The organism is Xanthomonas sp. LMC-A-07, assembly GCF_030208825.1.
Lineage (GTDB): Bacteria > Pseudomonadota > Gammaproteobacteria > Xanthomonadales > Xanthomonadaceae > Xanthomonas > Xanthomonas campestris.
Genome location: NZ_JARVTF010000011.1, coordinates 336,591 through 355,207, shown reverse-complemented (window position 1 = coordinate 355,207; position 18,617 = coordinate 336,591). Strand labels below are relative to the sequence as shown.

20 protein-coding genes are annotated in these 18,617 nt (G+C 65.7%); 2 read left to right on the top strand and 18 right to left on the bottom strand.

The genetic code is table 11. The features are described 5' to 3' along the window. Window positions 1-208 precede the first annotated feature (208 nt). The 16 genes from QRM89_RS13015 to QRM89_RS12940 form a co-directional block, all read right to left on the bottom strand. Window positions 209-1,813 carry a sulfite reductase subunit alpha gene (locus QRM89_RS13015; protein WP_285448199.1) on the bottom strand — a complete coding sequence of 535 codons (1,605 nt, stop codon included), beginning with the start codon at window positions 1,811-1,813 and terminating at the stop codon, window positions 209-211. Next, a complete protein-coding gene (locus QRM89_RS13010; RefSeq protein WP_285448198.1) occupies window positions 1,810-2,784 on the bottom strand; it encodes an FAD:protein FMN transferase in 975 nt (324 codons plus the stop codon). Before QRM89_RS13010 ends, QRM89_RS13015 begins: the two co-directional genes overlap by 4 nt. Window positions 2,785-3,002: 218 nt before the next feature. Then, entirely contained in the window at window positions 3,003-3,806 is an 804-nt protein-coding gene (locus tag QRM89_RS13005; protein WP_285448197.1) for a DUF4198 domain-containing protein, read from the bottom strand. A gap of 151 nt (window positions 3,807-3,957) precedes the next feature. Continuing rightward, on the bottom strand, window positions 3,958-4,473 hold the full coding sequence (locus tag QRM89_RS13000; protein ID WP_070690327.1) for a DUF2271 domain-containing protein: 516 nt from the start codon (window positions 4,471-4,473) through the stop codon (window positions 3,958-3,960). A 21-nt stretch (window positions 4,474-4,494) separates the two neighbouring features. Continuing rightward, window positions 4,495-5,139, bottom strand: a complete 645-nt coding sequence (locus QRM89_RS12995) for a PepSY-associated TM helix domain-containing protein (protein WP_274347324.1) — start codon at window positions 5,137-5,139, stop codon at window positions 4,495-4,497. A gap of 5 nt (window positions 5,140-5,144) precedes the next feature. Then, the gene (locus QRM89_RS12990) at window positions 5,145-5,903 is read right to left on the bottom strand and encodes a tetratricopeptide repeat protein (RefSeq protein ID WP_285448196.1); all 759 of its coding nucleotides are present in this window, start codon (window positions 5,901-5,903) and stop codon (window positions 5,145-5,147) included. Further along, a complete protein-coding gene (locus QRM89_RS12985) occupies window positions 5,896-6,582 on the bottom strand; it encodes a Fe2+-dependent dioxygenase (RefSeq protein WP_228944678.1) in 687 nt (228 codons plus the stop codon). The genes QRM89_RS12990 and QRM89_RS12985 overlap by 8 nt, the downstream gene beginning before the upstream one ends. Before the next feature lie 48 nt (window positions 6,583-6,630). Continuing rightward, window positions 6,631-8,949, bottom strand: a complete 2,319-nt coding sequence (locus QRM89_RS12980) for a TonB-dependent siderophore receptor (protein WP_285448195.1) — start codon at window positions 8,947-8,949, stop codon at window positions 6,631-6,633. Between the two features lie 343 nt (window positions 8,950-9,292). Then, on the bottom strand, window positions 9,293-9,622 hold the full coding sequence (locus QRM89_RS12975; RefSeq protein WP_014508448.1) for a non-heme iron oxygenase ferredoxin subunit: 330 nt from the start codon (window positions 9,620-9,622) through the stop codon (window positions 9,293-9,295). Beyond that, window positions 9,619-10,158, bottom strand: coding sequence for a GNAT family N-acetyltransferase (locus QRM89_RS12970; protein ID WP_285448194.1), 540 nt, complete (start codon window positions 10,156-10,158; stop codon window positions 9,619-9,621). The genes QRM89_RS12975 and QRM89_RS12970 overlap by 4 nt, the downstream gene beginning before the upstream one ends. 149 nt (window positions 10,159-10,307) lie before the next feature. Next, window positions 10,308-11,549 carry a cysteine desulfurase gene (locus QRM89_RS12965; protein WP_285448193.1) on the bottom strand — a complete coding sequence of 414 codons (1,242 nt, stop codon included), beginning with the start codon at window positions 11,547-11,549 and terminating at the stop codon, window positions 10,308-10,310. After that, window positions 11,546-12,808, bottom strand: a complete 1,263-nt coding sequence (sufD, locus tag QRM89_RS12960) for a Fe-S cluster assembly protein SufD (protein WP_285448192.1) — start codon at window positions 12,806-12,808, stop codon at window positions 11,546-11,548. Before sufD ends, QRM89_RS12965 begins: the two co-directional genes overlap by 4 nt. Beyond that, window positions 12,808-13,572 carry a Fe-S cluster assembly ATPase SufC gene (gene sufC / locus QRM89_RS12955; RefSeq protein ID WP_285448191.1) on the bottom strand — a complete coding sequence of 255 codons (765 nt, stop codon included), beginning with the start codon at window positions 13,570-13,572 and terminating at the stop codon, window positions 12,808-12,810. The genes sufD and sufC overlap by 1 nt, the downstream gene beginning before the upstream one ends. Window positions 13,573-13,645: 73 nt before the next feature. Continuing rightward, window positions 13,646-13,933 carry a hypothetical protein gene (locus tag QRM89_RS12950; protein WP_285448190.1) on the bottom strand — a complete coding sequence of 96 codons (288 nt, stop codon included), beginning with the start codon at window positions 13,931-13,933 and terminating at the stop codon, window positions 13,646-13,648. Next, complete coding sequence (gene sufB / locus QRM89_RS12945; protein WP_011037894.1) at window positions 13,930-15,387, bottom strand: Fe-S cluster assembly protein SufB; 1,458 nt, start codon at window positions 15,385-15,387, stop codon at window positions 13,930-13,932. The genes QRM89_RS12950 and sufB overlap by 4 nt, the downstream gene beginning before the upstream one ends. 15 nt (window positions 15,388-15,402) lie before the next feature. Then, on the bottom strand, window positions 15,403-15,861 hold the full coding sequence (locus QRM89_RS12940; protein WP_011037893.1) for an SUF system Fe-S cluster assembly regulator: 459 nt from the start codon (window positions 15,859-15,861) through the stop codon (window positions 15,403-15,405). Between the two features lie 173 nt (window positions 15,862-16,034). On the opposite strand from QRM89_RS12940, the gene QRM89_RS12935 reads away from it, so the two are divergent. Together QRM89_RS12935 and QRM89_RS12930 are read left to right on the top strand one after the other, a co-directional pair. After that, the gene (locus QRM89_RS12935; protein ID WP_016944109.1) at window positions 16,035-16,502 is read left to right on the top strand and encodes an SET domain-containing protein-lysine N-methyltransferase; all 468 of its coding nucleotides are present in this window, start codon (window positions 16,035-16,037) and stop codon (window positions 16,500-16,502) included. Between the two features lie 107 nt (window positions 16,503-16,609). After that, window positions 16,610-17,152, top strand: a complete 543-nt coding sequence (locus tag QRM89_RS12930) for a type 1 glutamine amidotransferase domain-containing protein (RefSeq protein WP_285448189.1) — start codon at window positions 16,610-16,612, stop codon at window positions 17,150-17,152. 100 nt (window positions 17,153-17,252) lie between these two features. Here the strand turns inward: QRM89_RS12930 and QRM89_RS12925 are convergent, their stop codons facing one another. After that, the gene (locus tag QRM89_RS12925; protein WP_040940935.1) at window positions 17,253-17,849 is read right to left on the bottom strand and encodes a DUF1439 domain-containing protein; all 597 of its coding nucleotides are present in this window, start codon (window positions 17,847-17,849) and stop codon (window positions 17,253-17,255) included. Between the two features lie 212 nt (window positions 17,850-18,061). After that, entirely contained in the window at window positions 18,062-18,601 is a 540-nt protein-coding gene (locus QRM89_RS21360; protein WP_343237681.1) for a hypothetical protein, read from the bottom strand. Window positions 18,602-18,617 lie beyond the last annotated feature (16 nt).

Genomic DNA, 18,617 nt, shown 5'->3' with positions numbered 1-18,617 from the left:
GTGCCTGTTTGAGGTCGATTCCCAGAATGCTGTCGAGGGTGGTATCGACCTGCGGGCAGTTGAGTTTCGCTTGGAACAACGACCATCAATACACGTCGCGGCGATACCGCCCATTGCTGAGCAGTGCCTGTTTGAGGTCGGTTCCCAGAATGCTGTCGAGGGTGGCATCGACCTGCGGGCAGTTGAGTTTCGCTTGGAACAACGACCATCAGTACACGTCGCGGCGATACCGCCCGCTGCTGAGCAATGCCTGTTTCAGGTCGGTTCCCAGAATGCTGTCGAGGGCGGCATCGACCTCCGGGGCCATGCCGCGCAGGCTGCCGCAGACGTACACGCAGGCGCCTTGCGCAACCCATGCGCGCACGTCCGCCGCCGCGGCGGCCAAGGCGTGTTGAACGTAGCGATGCGGCTGGCTACTGTCGCGGGAATAGACGCGGTCCAGTCGTTCGATCCAGCCATCGCGCTGCCAGTGTTCGAGTTCCGCGCCATAGAGCGTGTCGTAGGCTGCGTTGCGTTCGCCGAACAGCAGCCAGTTGTGGCGCGCACCGGAGGCGATGCGCGCGCGCAGGTGTGCACGCAAGCCGGCGATCCCGGTGCCATTGCCGATCAGCAGCATCGGTTGCGCGGCGGCGGGCGGGTGGAAGCCGGGATTGGTGCGCACGCGTAGCGCGATGCGCGCGCCGATTGGAGCCGCCCGGCAAAGCCAGCCGCTTCCCAGGCCGGGCGTACCGTCGGCATGCAGGTGTTGGCGGATCAGCAGTTCGGCATGGCCTTCTTCGGGGAGCGAGGCCAGCGAGTAGTCGCGGTGTGGCAGCGCTGCCAGCGTGTGTACCCATGCATCCAGCGAAGTGATGTCGGGGCTGTCGTCAGGCAGGGTCGCGCCGCTGAGCCAGGCGTGCAACGAACGCCCCTGCACCTGTAGGGTGCCGTCCAGCAGATGCCGCTGCAGCCAGGTCTCCACCACTTGTGGCGAATGCTGCGGGCGGATTTCGGCAATGTCGCCCGCGCTCCACTGCGGCAAATGACCGTCGCACGGGATCAGGCGCAAGCGATACACCGCGGCGCCCGCGCTGCCCGGATTGACATGCACGCGCTGCTGCAGCTGCCAGTCGGCATAACTGGGCACACTCCAATCCGCCTGCGTCGCCAGCGCCGGTGCGAGTTCGGCGAGCCGTTGCTGCCACTGCTGCAGGGACTGCGGCTCGGCGTTGTCGACCTCGATGCGTGCGAACAAGGGCGTGGCACCTTGCGCCTGCAAGCGTGCATCCAGACGCCGCCCGAATGCGCAGAACTGCGCGTAACGGCGGTCGCCCAGTGCCAGGACCGCGTAACGTAGCGCGGCCAGATCGGTATCGCTGCCGGCCAGCCAGGTGCGCTCTGCTGCTTGTACGTGATCGGGCGCATCGCCTTCGCCGGTGGTGCTGACGATGCAGAGCAGGCGCGGCACGCGCGACAGTTGATTGGCATCCAACGCGTCCAGCGGCAATGCATGCGCACCGACGCCGGCCTGCTGCAGGGCAGTGGCGCTGCGTTCGGCCAATTCACGCGCGAACCCGGTCTGGCTCGCCCAGGCGATCAGCAGGTTGCTGTCATCGCCGCGCGCAGCCGCAACGCGTGGACGCCCGCGCAGCCACAGGCCGAAACAGACGATGGCGTAAGCCGCCAGGCTGAGGCCCGCCCATTGCCAACGGTGTGGGGCGGGGGCGCTCCACCACGGGCCCGCATGCAGGCTGCCCAACCAGGCGGCCAGTACCGCCAAGGCCAGCAGGATGACGCCGTTGCCAAGCCACACGCGTGGGGAGGCGAGGCTCATGCGGCGGCCAGATGCGTTTCAAACGCCGGGCTCATGGATTCCTGCAAACCCGCGCCACGGCGCTGCAAAAAGCGCACCGCCAGCCCTGCGTTCGTCGCATAAGCCAGGCCCGCGTCAACACCGAGCACGGTCATTGCGGTTGCCCAGGCATCGGCATGCATCGCATCGTGCGCCAGCACGGTGACCGCGGCCGCTGCCTGCGCAACCGGCGCGCCCAGGCGTGGGTCGAAGGTATGCGCGTAACGTACGCCGCCGGCCTCGAAGCGGTGCCAGCGGTCACCGGAGGTGGCCACGGCTAGGCCATCCAGTGCCAGCACGCGCGCGGGCAGTGCGGTGCCTGCGTCTTCGTCGGGCGCTGATTCCACCAGGACACGCCATGCGCTGCCATCGGGTTTGCGGCCGTATCCAAACAGCTCGCCGCCGACATCGATCAACGCGCTGGCGATGCCCGCCTGCGCCAACGCGCGCTGCACGCAGTCCACACCGAAGCCCTTGGCGATGCCCGACAAATCCAATGCAAGCGCGCCGGGTTGCAGCGCGCGGTCTGCGTCCAGGTGCAGGCGCTGCCAGCCACAGCGCTGCCGGGCAAGGGCGATCTGCTCGGCACTGGGCACCTTGCGCGGCCCACCGGCGGCACCGAAGCCCCACAGGTCTACCATCGGGCCCACGGTTGGATCGAACGCGCCATCGCTGGCACGCGCAATCTCCAGCGCCGTCGTCAGCACGCGGTGGAACGCGTCCGGCAACCGCTGCCAGGTGCCGGCGGCGGCACGGTTGAAGCGGGTGATGTCCGAGTCTGCGTCCCAGGTGCTCATCTGCGCGACCACGCGATCGAGCGCACCCTGGATCACCGCATGCAACGGATGCAGGTCGCGCACGCGCGGCGCCACCAGCTTCACGCTCCAGGTGGTGCCCATGCTGCGGCCGCCCAGCGTGGCAACGGCGTCATCTGCGGAAGAAACTGGGTGCATGTGTGGACCGCTCGAGCAGGCGCTGCCTTGAGGCAGCCAGGGTGACGCGCGAACGTGCCGTTTGCATCACGCGGCGTGTCTTTGAAGCAGCAGAGGATGCGTCGGTTGGTGCCGCGTGCGCTGCGCACGCGGCAGACGGTACACGCCGATAGCATGTGCCGCCTCAACAGCGCCACTGCCTTGGTCATCGGATCAATGCAGTGGCGCGCGTGCGGTGATTACTGCAGCAACACTTCCAACGTGGCGACATAGCCCAGGCGGCGCTGCTTGGCCTGCGGCAGCGAGGTTTTGGTGTCTTCAGTGGTGGTTTCCAGCCAGTACATGCCCGGCTCCGGCCAGGTCACGCTGAAGCCGCCCTTGGCGTCGGTCTTGAGCTTGATCTCGTTCTGCGCATCGCGGTAGCGGGTACCGCCACGCACGATTTCGATCTCCAGGCCGGCCGCCGGTTTGCCATCCAGCTGCAGGGTGAACTGCGCGGCTTCACCAGCGACCAGGTCGTTGGGGTGAGTGACCGGAATCAGCTCGATGCCCTTGCCGCTGGGCTTGAACACGGTCGTTGTGGGCGCGCCGCGGGTCACGAAGGTTTCCACGCGATTGAGCGACTGGGAGACCTGCAGCTCCTGCGCGTTCTTCGGCACTTCGGTGGCAAAGCTGGTTTCGTTACCTCGCCAGCGCTTGGGCTTGCCGTCTTCCTTCCAGCTGGCGAACAGGCCGGCATTGGTGATGCTGAGCTTGTAGGTGCCGGGCTGGGTGAGCTGCAGGTCGAACACGCTGCGGTACTTGCCGGTGGCCGGGTTCTCCGGCTTGAGCGCGCTGCCATCGGGCGCGGTGATGGTCAGGTTGTCCAGCCGCAGCGGCACGTGGTTGAAATAGAACAGGTCGTTGGACACCGCGGCATCGACGGTGATCCATGGTGCTTCGCCGGCAATGACGGTTTGCGAAGGCAGCAACCAGGCCTTATGCGCGAGGGCGGTGACCGGCAGTGCGGCGAGCAGGGCGATCAGGACGAGAGGACGTTTCATGGCAACTCCTTGCAGAAGATGAGGGCGGTGGTCGCGTGTCTGGTCAGCGCACAGCTGCGCCGCGTGAATGCGTGGAAGATCGAATAACGCCGTGCGTGTGGGGGGCTCGCATCGCACTCAGCGCGTGCAAGCGACCGCGCGCAGCGCACGGTCAGGGCTTTGCGACCAGGCTGACCGTGCCCAGTTCGCTGCTGCCGCTGGCCTTGGCCGTCTGTGCAGCGGTGGCCGGCCAGGTGAAAGGCACCTTGACCAACTCGCGGCCGCCCACTTCACGCGCGGCCTCCACCACCAGCGTGTATTGGCCGGCCGGCAGCGACTTCAGCGCACCCTTGGTATCGGTGAAGGACAACGCGTGCGCGCCGGCGGGGCGGGTCGGGCCGGTGACGCCGTCGACCGGCACCTCCAGGGTGCGCCCGCTCTTGCGCCACCACTGGCGCAGGTCCGGCAGCCATTTGGTGCCATGGCCTTCGGCGGTGTCCTTGGACTGGTACCAGACTGCCAGATTGGCAGCGGCCTTCTGGTCGGCGCCCTCGACCCAGATCGCCACGTACGGGCGGTGGTATTCGGCGACATTGAGCTTGGGGATCTCGACGTTGATATCGAGCGTGGCCGCATACGCCGGCATGGCGAGCAGGCCGCTCAGGGCGATGGTCAAGGTGGCGCGCATGGTCGTCTCCGGAGGCGAGGGTCAGTGGATCAGCAACAGGGCAAGCAACAGCGGAATCAGCAAACCCAGGCCGACCAGCGGCCAGGTCATGCGCCGCTGGCGCGCGTGCAGGTGCAGTAAAAACAGGCCGGTGATGCAAAACACCAGGCACGCGATGGCGAACACGTCGATGAACCAGCCCCAGGCTGGCCCGGCGTTGCGGCCCTTGTGCAGATCGTTGAGGTAGGCGATCGCCCCGCGCCCGGTGCGTTCGTATTCCACCGCGCCGGTGCTGCGGTCCAGGCTCAGCCAGGCATCGCCACCGGGGCGCGGCAGTGCGAGATAGATTTCCTCCGGCGACCATTCGCCCTCGCGCGTGCCGACGCTGATGTCCAGTTCGCGGCCCAGCCACTGTGCGACGTGTGGCGGCAGTGGCGCATTGCCTTCCTGGCGCGCGCCCAAGGCCTGTAGCAACGCGGTAGGCAGCGTAAGCGTGCGGTGCTCGGTCGAAGGAGTGGCTTCGATGCGCGCGGCGTGATTCAAGGTGAGGCCGGTGACGGTAAACAGCAGCATGCCGATCAGGCACACCGCCGAACTGATCCAGTGCCACTGGTGCAGCATGCGCAGCCAGAAGCCGCGCCGTTGTTGCGCGGCGCCGAGCTGATCGGTGGAGGAGGCGGGCGTCATGTGGGTCAGGCCGCCGCCGTGGTGGCAGCGGGCGGCGCAGGCAACTGCCGCGCACGCACTTCGCTCAGCAATGCGCGCAGGCGGGGCTGTGAAGCGGCGGCCAACAGCGGGGTGAGTTGGCGCAGGAACCCGGCATGCCCGCCGGCGATGGCGCGGCGCATCCAGGCTTCGGCCTGATCGATGTCGCCGTCGTCGGCCAGCACCGTCGCAAAACCGGCTTGCCCGCGGAAATCGCCGGCCTCGGCGGAGCGGCGGTACCAGTCGCGGGCGGCGTGCGGATCTGCAGCGCCGGCCAGGCCTTGCTCCAGATAGCGCGCCACAAAGTTCATCGACTTGGCGTGCCCGTGTTCGGCAGCGCGGCGATACAGCGCCAACGCCTGGCTGTGGTCCTGCGCGACGCCGCGGCCGGAGGCGTACAGGTGCGCCAGGTTGTACATGCCCCAGTCCAGGCCATGCGCGGCGGCGCGGCGAAACCACAGCGCCGCCAGTTCCAGATTGCAGGGCGTGCCGAAGCCCAGTTCGTGGCAGCGCCCAAGCTGGTTCATCGCTTCCGGATGCCCGGCATTGGCGGCCACTTCGTACCACAGCATCGCCTGGATCGGATCGGCCGCGACGCCGCGCCCTTCTGCGTAGAGTTGTGCGAGCAGCAGCTGTGCGGCCACGTCCTGGCGATCGGCCGCCTTGCGCAGCAACGCCACCGCCTGCGCGGGCTGCGTACGCAGTGCGGCGATCACCTGCGCGGTGTCCAGCACCGGCTCAGACATCGGCCCATTGCCGCAGCAGGTTGTGATACACGCCGGTGAGCTGGATCAGCGAAGGGTGGCCGGGAGTGTCTTGGGTAAGCCGGCGAATCGAGACATCCAGCTCGAACAGCAGGCGGCGCTGTGCATCGTCGCGCAGCATGCTTTGGATCCAGAAGAACGACGCCATGCGCGTGCCACGCGTCACCGGCAGCACCTTGTGCAGGCTGGTGCCGGGGTAGATCACCAGATGCCCGGCCGGCAATTTCACCGACTGCGTGCCGTAGGTGTCTTCGATCACCAGCTCGCCGCCGTCGTAGCTCTCGGGGTCGCTGAGGAACAGTGTGGCGGAGACGTCGGTGCGCACCGGATCGGCGCCACCGCGGCTGCGGTCGTAACGCACCGCATTGTCGACGTGGTAGCCGAACGACTGCCCGCCGCTGTAGCGATTGAACAGCGGCGGATAGATCCGGCGCGGCAGCGCGGCGGAAAAGAACGTGCTGCTGCGTGACAGCGCGTCGAGCACCAGCGCACTGGCCTCGCGCGCGATCGGGCTGTCTTCGGGCAACTGCGCGTTGTCCTTGGCCTGCGCGGACTGATGGCCGGCGGTGATGCGGCCATCGGCCCAGTCGGCCGCGTCCAAACGCTCACGCAGCTGGCTCAGCTGGGCGGGCGTCAGGACGTCGGGAATGGGCAACAACATGCAGTGGTCTCCACGCCGTCCGCGGACTGCGGACGGCGCGTTGATGGATCAGAAACTGAAGGTCGCGTTCAACACCGCCGAGCGGCCATCGCCCGGCAACGCCCAGCCACTGCCGGCGGTGACGGTGCCCGCGGCGTTGACGGTGAGGTTGTTGCGGATGCTGGTGTAGTACTCCTCGTCGAACAGGTTGTTGACGTTCAACTGCAGGCTGAGCCAGTCGTTGACGCGCAGGCCGACCATCGCACGGTGCACCCAGTATGCGTCGGTCTTGCGGTAGACCGCGGTCGAGGTGTTGTTCGGATAGAAGCTGCCCTGGTAATTGACGCCGTAACCGAACGTCCACTCGTTGAGCTGATAGGTGGTCCAGAGATTGCCGGCGTTGCGCGGGGTCTGCACCAGTTCGCGTCCGGCAATCGGGTCGCCGGTGAGGCTGGCGGTGCGGTTGGAGACGCTCTGCAGCACTTCGCTGTCCAGGAAGGTGTAGTTGGCGAAGACCGACCAACGCTCGGTCAGGTAGCCGGCCGCGCCCAGCGCAATGCCATCCACGCGTGCCTTGCCGTCGAGCACCTGCTCGGGAATCAACGGGTCGCCGCTGTTGACCTTGTAGTTTTCGCGCTCGTTGCGGAACACCGCCGCCGTCAGTGCCAGACGCTCGTTCAACACGTCCCACTTGCCGCCGAGTTCGATATTGACCGCGCTTTCCGGCTCCACATTGCAGTTGGCGCCGGCGGTGGCAGTGGCGATCGGCGTGCACGAGCCATTGACCGAGGCCTTGGACGGGGTCTTGCTGTTGGCGTAGGACAGATACAGGCTGGCGTTGTCGACCGGCTTGAACACCAGGCCGGCGCGGTAGGAGAACAGATCCTCCTCGCTGCCTGCCGGGAACCCCGGGGTGACGCCGGTCACGCCGCCGGTGGCATTGACGGTGTAGGTGGTGCTGTCGCCTTCGTTGTGTTCGTAACGGCCGCCCAGGTTGAGCATCCATTGCTCGTTGAACTGCAGCGTGTCGAACAGGTACACCGCCTGATTGGTCAGGCTGCCCTTGCTGCGTCCGGTGCGGAAATAGTTCTGCGGGCCGGTCCAGATGTTGTACGGATTGTCGAAGGTCTGCAGCGGGTAGGTGATGCCGGTGGTGGAGCCGTCGGCATTGCGGAAGATGCTGCCGCTATCGAGTTCGAAATCTTCCTTGCTGAAGGCCACGCCGGCGACCACGCGGTGCTCGATGGCGCCGGTGTGCAGGGTGGCGGTCAGGTCGGTCTGGCTGTGGGCGATGAAATTCTCGGTGTCGCGCACCAGCCCGCGCGGGCCGCTGTTCGGGTTCCAGGTGGACGGCGGCTGGCCGACGCAGGCGCGGCCGGTGTAGGCGTTGGTATTGTTGGGCAGGCACCAGGTGCCTTCCGGCGCGGTGGCCGTGGTGGTCTGGTCCACGCGCTGCACACGCGCCAGGCTGCGCAGTTTGACGTTGTCGTCGAAGTCCATTTCCAGCACGCCGGTCAGCATGTCCACGTCGATTTCCTGACGCGACACATTGCGATAGCCGTAATAGGTTTCGCGGTCCACGCCCGGCAGCGGGCCATCGTTGAACGGGCTGAGCGCGAACGGCACGCCGTACTGCGGCAGGTTGTTGTCGTGCTGGTGCAGGTAGCTCAGCGTGAAGCGGGTGTCCGAGCCCAGCCCGAACGCCACCGACGGCGCAAAACCCCAGCGATGACGGAATTCCTCATCGCGGCCCGGCACGTCCTGGGTGTGACCCATGGCGTTCAAGCGCACCGCGGTGCCGTTTTCGAAGTCGTAGTTGCTGTCGACGGTGAGGCGGCCGTAGCGGTCGCTGCCGCCGCCGATCAGCACGTTGGTGAAGTCGCCCTGGCCGGCGGTCTTGGTCACCAGGTTGATGTTGCCGCCCACCGAGCCGGCACCGGACATCGCCGAGTTGGCGCCGTTGATCAGCTCCACCGCTTCCAGGTTGAAGGTGTCGCTGCGGCTGTACTGCGCGCTGTCGCGCACGCCATCGGTGGTGATGTCGCTGCTGGCGGTAAAGCCGCGCAGGTTGATGCTGTCGCCATAGCCGCCGCCGCCTTCGCCCGCGCCAAAGGTGATGCCGGGCAGGGTGCTGAGCACATCACGCAGCGACAGCAGGTTCTGCTGGTCCATGGTCTGCTTGGTGACCACGGTGATGGTCTGCGGGGTGTCGCGCAGCGCCTCGGTGTACTTGGGCGAGGACGGCTTCTGCGCACGTTCCTGCTGCACCCGGACCGCATCCAGATCCACTGCGCCCGGAGGTGCCGGCGCGTCGCCAGGCTGGGCGAAGGCAGGAGCGGACAGCGTCAGCAACACGGCCGAAGTGAGCGGGGAAATCCTGGGAGTCATGGGACGTCTCGAAGAGGGAAGCGATGCTTCGGCCTGGCGATGGCTCGGCGGATGCGGGAAGGGAATGCGCGCCTGTCAGTCCGATGCCGCCTGCTGCCAGGCCCGGCGTCCGGGCACGCGGCAGCGCTGCGCCAAATGGCACAGGGCGGACGAACACCAGGAAGAAAAAGGCATGGACACGGGCAGGCGCATGGGATCGCAGGAAGGCCAGTTGTTAAGAAGGCCTGAAGGGCTGCGATCTTAAATGCAAATCATTCTTCTTTGCAATCTTTGCCGATGGATGGCATACGGCTGAAAGATTGAGGCCTTGCGGTGCGCTGCCGTTGGCGGCTGGGCACTGCGCTCAGCGGTCGTCGCGGGTCCAGATACCGCCGTGTTCCTGCTTCACCGGGAACTTGGGCACTGCGGAGTAGGCCGGGGCGCACAGAGGACGCCCATCGCGGATATCGAAGCGCGCGCTGTGCAGCAGGCACTCGATGGTGCCGGCGGCTGCGTCGAAGGTGCCGGGCGAGAGTTCGTAATCTTCGTGGCTGCAGCGGTCTTCCAGCGCGTACAGCGCGCCGTCGAGGTTGAACACCACGATCGGCGCATCGGTCACTTCATCCCACACGGTCTTCAGCTCGCCCGGCAGTAACTCGCCGCTGGCGCAGACAAAGGTCCAGCTGTCGCTCACAACGCGGCCTCGCCGAGCGGCTTCTCCAGCACTTCGAAGCGCAGGTCCTGACGCAACGGCACGCCGAAGCGCTCGTCGCCATAGGGGAAAGGCTTGGACACGCCGGTGCGGCGATACCCGCGGCGTTCGTAGAAGGCGATGAGTTCGTTGCGCACGTCGATCACGGTCATGCGCATCAGCGGCAAGGCCCACTCGGTGGCAGCAATGCGTTCGGCTTCGGCGAGCACGGTCTTGCCGATACCGCCGCCCTGCAGGGTGGGGCTGACCGAGAACATGCCGAAGTAACCGGCGCCGTCTTCGTCGGCAACATGCGCGCAGGCTACCAGGGCGCCGTCCTGTTCCACCAGTAGCACCAGGCTGCGGTCGCGCAGGATGTCCTGCCGCAACACCGCCGGGTCGATGCGCGCACCGTCCAGGATGTCGGCTTCGGTGGTCCAGCCGACGCGGCTGCTGTCGCCGCGATAGGCGGAGGTGACGAGCGCGACGATGGAATCGATATCGTCGACGGTGGCGGTGCGGAAGGTGGTGGTCTGCATGTGGAACAGTTTATCGGGAATCGGGAATCGGGAATCGGGAATCGGGAAAAGCGTTACGCCGCTCAATGAGCTACTTCCCCTCTGTCGACCAGCGACAGCATGTGGGAGAGCCGCTTGTTCGATCCTCCATTCCCGATTCCCGCAGTCAATCAGCCCAAAAGCTGACGCACCTTCACCAACGCGGCAACAAAACGCTCGATCTCGTCATGCGTGTTGTAGAACGCCAGTGAGGCGCGGCAGGTGGCGGCCACGCCGTAGTACTGCAGCAGCGGGTGGGCGCAGTGCTGGCCGGAGCGGACGGCCACGCCCTCCAGGTCGAGCAGGGTGGCCAGATCGTGCGCATGTGCGCCTTCGATCAGGAACGACACCACCGCGGCCTTGTCCGGCGTGGTGCCGAAGATGCGCAGGCCGTCGATGCGCTGCAGCTCTTCGGTGAAGTGCGCGAGCAGTTCGGTCTCGCGCGCTTCCACGTGCGCCAGGCCGACTGCGTCCAGATAGTCCACCGCCGCGCCCAGGCCGATGAAGCCAGCGATATTCGGCGTGCCGGCTTCGAACTTGTGCGGGCCGTCGTTGAATACGGTGCCTTCGAAGCTCACTTCCTTGATCATCTCGCCGCCGCCCAAGAACGGCGGCATGGCCTGCAGATGTTCGCGGCGCGCCCACAGTGCGCCAGTGCCGGTGGGGCCGCACATCTTGTGGCCGGTGATGGCGTAGAAATCGCAGCCGATGCCGGCCACGTCGACGCGGCGGTGCGGTGCGGCTTGCGAGCCGTCCACTACGGTGATGATGCCGCGCTTGCGTGCCTCACGGCAGATCTCGCGCACCGGGTTCACCGTGCCCAGCACGTTGGACACGTGGGTGATCGCCAGCAGCTTGACCTCGGGGGTCATCGCCTTGCGCAGTGCATCCAGATCCAGCGCGCCCTCAGGCGTGATCTCGGCCACGCGGATGGTGGCGCCGGTGCGCTGGGCGACCAACTGCCACGGCACGATATTGGCGTGGTGCTCCATGCGCGACACCAGGATCACATCGCCCGGCGCCAGGCGCGGCAGCGCCCAGGAATAGGCCACCAGATTGATCGCGAAGGTGGTGCCGCTGCACAGCACCAGCTCGTCGGCGCGCACGTTGAGAAAACGCGCCAGCTTGCTGCGTGCGCCTTCGAACGCGTCGGTGGCTTCGGTGCCCAGTGCATGCACCGCGCGGCTGACATTGGCGTTCTGCCGGCGATAGAACTCGTCGGTGGCAGCGATCACCTGCAGCGGCTTCTGCCCGGTGTTGGCGTTGTCGAAATAGATCAGCGGCTTGCCGTGCACCTGCCGCATCAGCAGCGGGAAATCGGAGCGTACGCGCTCCCAGTCCGGTGCCGGAGTGGCGGCGACGGAGGCGTTCATGCCACGCCCGCCGAATTCAGGGCGCGGTCCAGCTGCACGGCCAGCAGATCGCGCAATGGCGACGGCAGTGCGCGCAACGGCTCATGGCAGAACGCGGCGCTGAGCAAGCGCTGCGCCTGCTGCTGCGGCAACCCGCGCGAGCGCAGGTAGAACAGCGCGTTGTCGTCGAGCTGACCCACGGTGGCACCGTGCGCGGCCTGCACTTCGTCCGCGTCGATCACCAGTACCGGCTGGGTGTCGATTTCGGCGTTGTCCGAGAGCAACAGGTTCTTGTTCGACAAACGTGCATCGGTGCCATCGGCGCCCTGGCGGATATGGATGCCGCCGTGGAACACCACGCGGCTGCGGTCGGCGCCGACGCCGCGCCAGACCAGCTCGCAGGCGGTGTCGCGGGCGATGTGCTCGATGCCCAGGCGGGTATCCACATGCCGGCGGCCGTTGCCGAGCAGTACGCCATTGGCGGTGAGCCGTGCATTGTTGCCTTCCAGCCGCGCATTGAGTTCGTGCCGCGACAAGCCTGCGCCCAGCTCCAGGTCCACACGCTGGTACTGCGCATTGCGCGCCAGCACCGCATCGGTCCGCGCGAACGCGGTGGCGCGTGTGCCATCGGCCTGCACGCGTGCGTGCGAAAGCACAGCGTCCTGGGCCAGATGGACATGCATCACGCTGTTGTCCAGATGCGCTGCATCGCCCACATGCAGGTGGTGCTCGACCACGCCGAGCGCGGCGTCGGCACGCAATTCGATCAGATGGCGGTGGTGCCAGGCCAGGTCGTGCTCGCCGGCCACGCTGACGAACACCAGCTGCAGCGGCAGCGCCACCTTGATGCCCGCGTCCACGCGCACCAGCGCGCCTTCATCGGCCAGCGCGGCATTCAGACGCGCGAAGATTTCATCGCTGCGCTCAAAGCGGCGGCCAAGCAGCTGCTGCGCTGATTCATCGGCAGCCAGTGCGGACGACAGCGTCTGCACCTGCACGCCTGCCGGAAGTTCGGACAGATCGCTCAGCGCATCCGACGCACGGCCATTGACGAACACCAGGCGCGGGGTGGGGATCTCATCCAGCACCGCGGCATCGATCAGCGCCGGCACCAACGGTGCAGGCTGGAAGCTGCGGCGTTCCAGCTGGCGCAGCGAGGTGTATTTCCAGGCTTCGGCGCGTGGGCCGGGCAAGCCGGTCTGCAAGGCCGCGTCGAGTTCGGCGCGCCGTGCAGCGTTGCCGCTAAACCCGCTGGCAAGGGATTCCAACAAGGCACTCATCAGGCGGCGGCCTCCGGCACCACACGGTCCTTCAGGAAGTGATAGCCGTGTTTTTCCAGTTCCAGCGCCAGCTCCGGGCCGCCACTCTGCACGATGCGCCCATCGGACAGCACATGCACCACGTCCGGCTTGATGTAGTCGAGCAAGCGCTGGTAATGCGTGATCACCAGGAACGAACGCTCGGTCGAGCGCAGCGCATTGACGCCGTCGGCCACGCTCTTGAGTGCATCGATATCCAGACCGGAGTCGGTTTCATCCAGGATCGCCAACTTCGGCTCGAGCACGGCCAGCTGGAAGATCTCGTTGCGCTTCTTTTCGCCGCCGGAGAACCCTTCGTTGACGCCACGGTGCAGCAGCTCGTCCTTCAGGTGTAGCACCGCCAGCTTCTGCCGCACCAGCTTGAGGAACTGCATGGAATCCAGCTCTTCTTCGCCACGCGCCTTGCGCTGCGCATTGAGCGCGGCACGCAGGAAGTAGGTGTTGTTCACGCCGGGGATTTCCACCGGATACTGGAAGGCCAGGAAGAGGCCGGCCGCGGCGCGTTCTTCCGGCTGCAGGTCGAGCAGGTCGGCGCCTTCAAACTGCACGCTGCCGGCAGTGACTTCGTAGCCATCGCGACCGGCGAGCACATTGCCCAGGGTCGATTTGCCGGCGCCGTTGGGCCCCATGATGGCGTGCACCTGGCCGGGCTGGATGTCCAGCGACAAGCCCTTGAGGATGTCTTTGCCGGCGATGCTGGCGTGGAGATTTTCGATCTTCAACATTGCGGTAATCGTCTTGAGTAAGAGGGAAATACGAAGCCGCGCGTGACATCCGCTGCAGCCAACAGTCAACTCATTAGCGGCCCGGCGCTGCGCCACCGAGTACGCGCGTCGTGCTGCGCAGGTACAACAAATGCGCGCAAGCTGCAGCGAACACCACCAGGAACAGCACGGACAACCCGCCCCAAATGACACCGGACTGGGCCACCATGACACCGGCCTGGCTGTCGTAGCAGCGGCCCTCGGCGTTGAAGCAGTCGCGCCAGCGCCAATACCGCTCGTTCCAGGCGTATGTCGTCAGCGCCGACAGCAGCAGGCTTGCCACGGCCGCCATTACCGAAGGCCAGGGCAGCCGCCGGATCATCCCACCGAGCCTTCCAGCGAGACTTCGAGCAGCTTCTTGGCTTCCACCGCAAATTCCATCGGCAGTTCGCGGAACACCTGCTTGCAGAACCCATCCACGATCAACGAAACCGCGTCCTCCTGGCTGATGCCGCGTGCGCGGCAGTAGAACAGCTGGTCGTCGCTGATCTTGGAGGTGGTGGCTTCGTGCTCGACTGTGGCGCCGGGATTCTTCACCTCGATATAGGGAAAGGTGTGGGCGCCGCACTGCTTGCCGATCAACAGCGAATCGCACTGGGTGTAGTTGCGCGCGCCATCGGCGTTGCGGTCCACCTTGACCAGGCCACGGTAGGTGTTCTGGCCGCGGCCGGCGCTGATGCCCTTGCTGACGATCTTGCTCTTGGTGCGCTTGCCGATGTGGATCATCTTGGTGCCGGTATCGGCCTGCTGACGATGGTGGGTGAGGGCCACCGAGTGGAACTCACCCACCGAATCGTCGCCGAGCAGCACGCACGACGGGTACTTCCAGGTGATCGCCGAGCCAGTTTCGACCTGGGTCCAGGTCACCTTGCTGCGGTCGCCACGGCATTCGGCACGCTTGGTGACGAAGTTGTAGATGCCGCCGCGGCCTTCTTCATCGCCCGGATACCAGTTCTGCACAGTCGAATACTTGATCTCCGCATCTTCCAGCGTCACCAGTTCCACCACGGCCGCATGCAGCTGGTTCTCATCGCGCATTGGCGCGGTGCAGCCTTCCAGATACGACACGTAGGCCTTGTCTTCGCACACGATCAAGGTGCGCTCGAACTGGCCAGTGTGGCCGGCGTTGATGCGGAAGTAGGTGCTCAGTTCCATCGGGCAACGCACGCCCTTGGGAATGAACACGAAGCTGCCATCGGAAAATACGGCCGAGTTCAGCGCGGCAAAATAGTTGTCGCCCACCGGCACCACGCTGCCGAGGTACTGCTTGACGATCTCCGGATGTTCCTTGATCGCCTCGGACATCGAGCAAAAGATCACGCCCTTTTCGGCCAGTTCCTTGCGGAACGTGGTGCCGACGGAGACCGAGTCGAACACTGCATCCACCGCAACTCCGGCCAGCCGCGCGCGCTCGTGCAACGGCACGCCGAGCTTGTCGTAGGTGTCGAGCAGCTCCTTGGGCACGTCATCCAGCGAGGCGTACTTCGGGCCCTTGGGCGCGGAGTAATAGCTCAACGCCTGGAAATCGATCGGCGCGATCTTCAGCTTGGCCCACTCCGGCATCGGCATTTTCAGCCAGTGGCGGTAGGCCTCCAGGCGCCAGTCGGTCATCCATTGCGGCTCTTCTTTCTTGGCCGACAGTGCACGGATGATGTCTTCGTCCAGACCAGGCGGGAGCGAATCGGATTCGATCTCGGTGATGAAACCGGCGTCATAACGTCGGCCCAACCGTTCGAGGATCTGCGCATTCTGCGGGGGGGCAAGTTCGGTGGCCATCGGCTGCCTACTGGGTCAGGTGGTCGCGACGCGCGCGGCGATGGAACGCCGACGGTTGTCGCCAGGGAGGGAGAGGGGGTGCAGCATCTGCGCCAGGGTCACGCGACGCAGGGCATCGCCCACCACATCGTTGATCAGGCGCCAATTGGAGCGCACACCGCATTGGTGGGCGATCCCGCATTGACTGTGGTCCTGGCTGCATTCGGTGATGGCCAGCGGTCCTTCCATGGCCTCGACGATCTCCACCAGGGTGATCGCGCTGGCCGCGCGTGCAAGCCGGTAGCCGCCATGCACGCCGCGCAATCCTTCCACCAGGCCAGCCTGCGACAACGGCTTGAGGATCTTGCTGACGGTGGGCGCTTCCAGGCCGGCCTGTTCGGCCAGTTCGCTCGCGCTGAGCACCTGGTCGCTCCGTGCAGCCAGCACCGTCAATACGACGGTGGCGTAATCGGTCAATTTGGTGACGCGCAACATGCGAAGACGGTGAATCCCTAAAGCGGACCGAAATTGTACTCTTTTGCTCCGCTCAGTCCAACCGCGCGGTTCAGCCGCCGGAAAGGCCAGCCCGTTGCGGTGGCAGGTGCGCTTGTGCTTGGCGCGTGGGCGCGCTGCGGTCACAATGAGCGGCCCCATCACCGGACCCTTTCATGTCGCGCAAAGTTGCCGCCCGCAAGTCACGTATCCATGGCAATGGCGTGTTCGCCGTCGCTGCGCTCAGCAAGGGCGAACGCATCATCCAGTACAAGGGGCGTCTGCGGACGCATGCCGAAGTGGATGCCGACGACACCGGCGATGTGGAAAGCGGCCACACTTTTCTGTTTACGCTGAGCGATGACTACGTGCTCGACGCCAACTACGAAGGCAACATCGCGCGCTGGATCAACCACAGCTGCAATCCCAATTGCGAAGCAGTGATCGAAGAGGCTGAAGGCGACGACCGCAGCAAGGACAAGGTCTTCATCGAAGCCAAGCGCGCAATCAAGCCGGGCCAGGAGCTGACCTATAACTACGGCATCACCCTGGGCGAGCGGCACACGCCGCGCTTGAAGAAGATCTGGGAATGCCGCTGCGGCTCGAAGAATTGCACCGGCACCATGTTGCAGCCCAAGCGCTGAGCAACGGCGCGCTGCGGTCGCCATGACGCGGCGCGCACATCGGTTCACGGATGCGCAACACGCGCATTCCTAGGGTGCAGGCTCCTTTGCAGATTGAGGAGTTCCTCATGACCCACTCGCTCTCCGGCAAGACCGTTGCCGTGCTCGCGACCAGCGGCTTCGAACAATCCGAGCTGCAGGAGCCCAAGCGCTTACTTGAATCCTGGGGCGCCACCGTCGAGGTGATCGCGCCCGGCGACGATGCACAGATCCGTGGCTGGAACCACACCGACTGGGGCGACAGCGTGCCGGTGGATATGCCACTTGCGCAGGCCAAGCCCGACCGCTACGACGCGCTGGTGCTGCCAGGCGGTGTGATCAACCCGGACAACCTGCGCACCAACACGCAGGCGATCGACTTCATCCGTAGCATTGCGGCCAACGGCAAGCCAGTGGCCGCGATCTGCCACGGGCCGTGGTTGCTGGTGGAAGCTGAGTTGGTGCGCGACCGCAGGGTGACGTCGTGGCCGTCGGTCAAGACCGATCTGAGCAACGCGGGCGGCCGCTGGGAGGATGCCGAGGTGGTGGTGGATGGCCAGCTGATCACCAGCCGCAAGCCGGACGATATTCCTGCATTCACCGATGCGGTTGCCAAGGCACTGGCTGCCTGAGGTCACGCAGCAGCTATAAAAGAGAGCCCGGTGCAGCGTTGCGCCGGGCTCTTTTAATTTTGCGTTGGCAGATGCGCGGTGTGCTCGCAGCGCCGATCGGTTACTTGCCTGGCATGGCGCCGGCCGGCACCAATTGCTCGATATTCTGGTTGAAGTTCACCGCCAGCCGGCCGTTCTGTATCGCCACCGACTCCACCTGCACATTGCCCATCACGGCCGCAATGGCGGGATCGATCTTGTAGATCGGCTCCTTGCGTGCGTAGTCGGCCAACCACGCGTTGAGCAACTGGCGCGTGCTGCTGTCCAACTTGGCACCGGCGTTGGCGGGGCGGAAATCATCGACCGTTGGCTGGTCGAGATAAAACCCCTGCTTTGCCGTGTCGTAACGCAGCGCGCTGCTCAAGGTGACGTTGCCCACCGGCGCCGGCGCGCCGCCGGCCGTGGCCAATGCAAGGTCGAACGCCATCTTCAAACGGTCGCCAGGTGGCAACGACAGCGCCGGGTTGCTGACCGTCATTTCGATCAACCCACCCAGCGCATCGTGGGTCTGCGGGAAGCGCCCGCCCAGGTACTGCTGCACGTCGGCGGCCTGCACGCTGATTTGCCGCCCCTGGATCTGAGGCGCCGCCCACGCTGCGGACAGTGGCATCGCCAGGGCGAGGGCAAGCAGGGATCCGGCAACTAAACGCAGTTTCATCGGGCAACTCCGGCGGTGGATGGCATCACCTTAGTCAGCGCCGGTGAACCACGGGTTAGCGTGCTGCGGTATGGCGGGATGAGTACGACACTGCGTGCCGCGGTGGTTGGGGTGCTCGCAGCGAATGCGCTTCGGTGTTTGTGGGCGTCGACTGCGGATCTCGCGTATCCGCCACCTCTGCCTGCGAACGTGCAATTGCTTGGACGGCGGCTCTAACGCAGCACCGGCTGCAGGGTGGCCGCATAGATTTCCCACGTGTCGCTGCCAACGCGTGGCTGCAGACGGTAAGCACCGACCAGGCGTTCGGTACCAGTCGTGGTGCGCACGGTCAGCTGCACCGGCACTTCGATCAAACGCGGCGGGTGCTGTTGGTCCAGCGCGATTGGCGGATCGTTGTTGATGCGCAGGCTGATGATCTGCCCGATGTTGCGCAGCACCGCATCGTCCGGCACGGGTGCGGGATGGCCGCCGGTCCACAGGGCATCCGCATCGGCACGTGCAGCACCGGGCAGTGCGCCCAGATAACGATGAACGGTTGCGCTTGCTTGCGCGTAGTTCGCACTTGCAAGTGCCTGTTTGGAATCGGTGGCGGTCGATGCAGTGCCGGGATGCTCGCTGGCCGCGGGCGATGCCGCAGTTGTGGCGACAGTCGCCGATGCAGGCGAGCCGTTGGCGGCCTGTGGTTCGGGCGTGCGTTGGCAGCTACAGCCGGCCAGCAGCAGTAGCGAAAAGACACTGATCAGTTGGCGCATCGCCGCTCCCGTCACG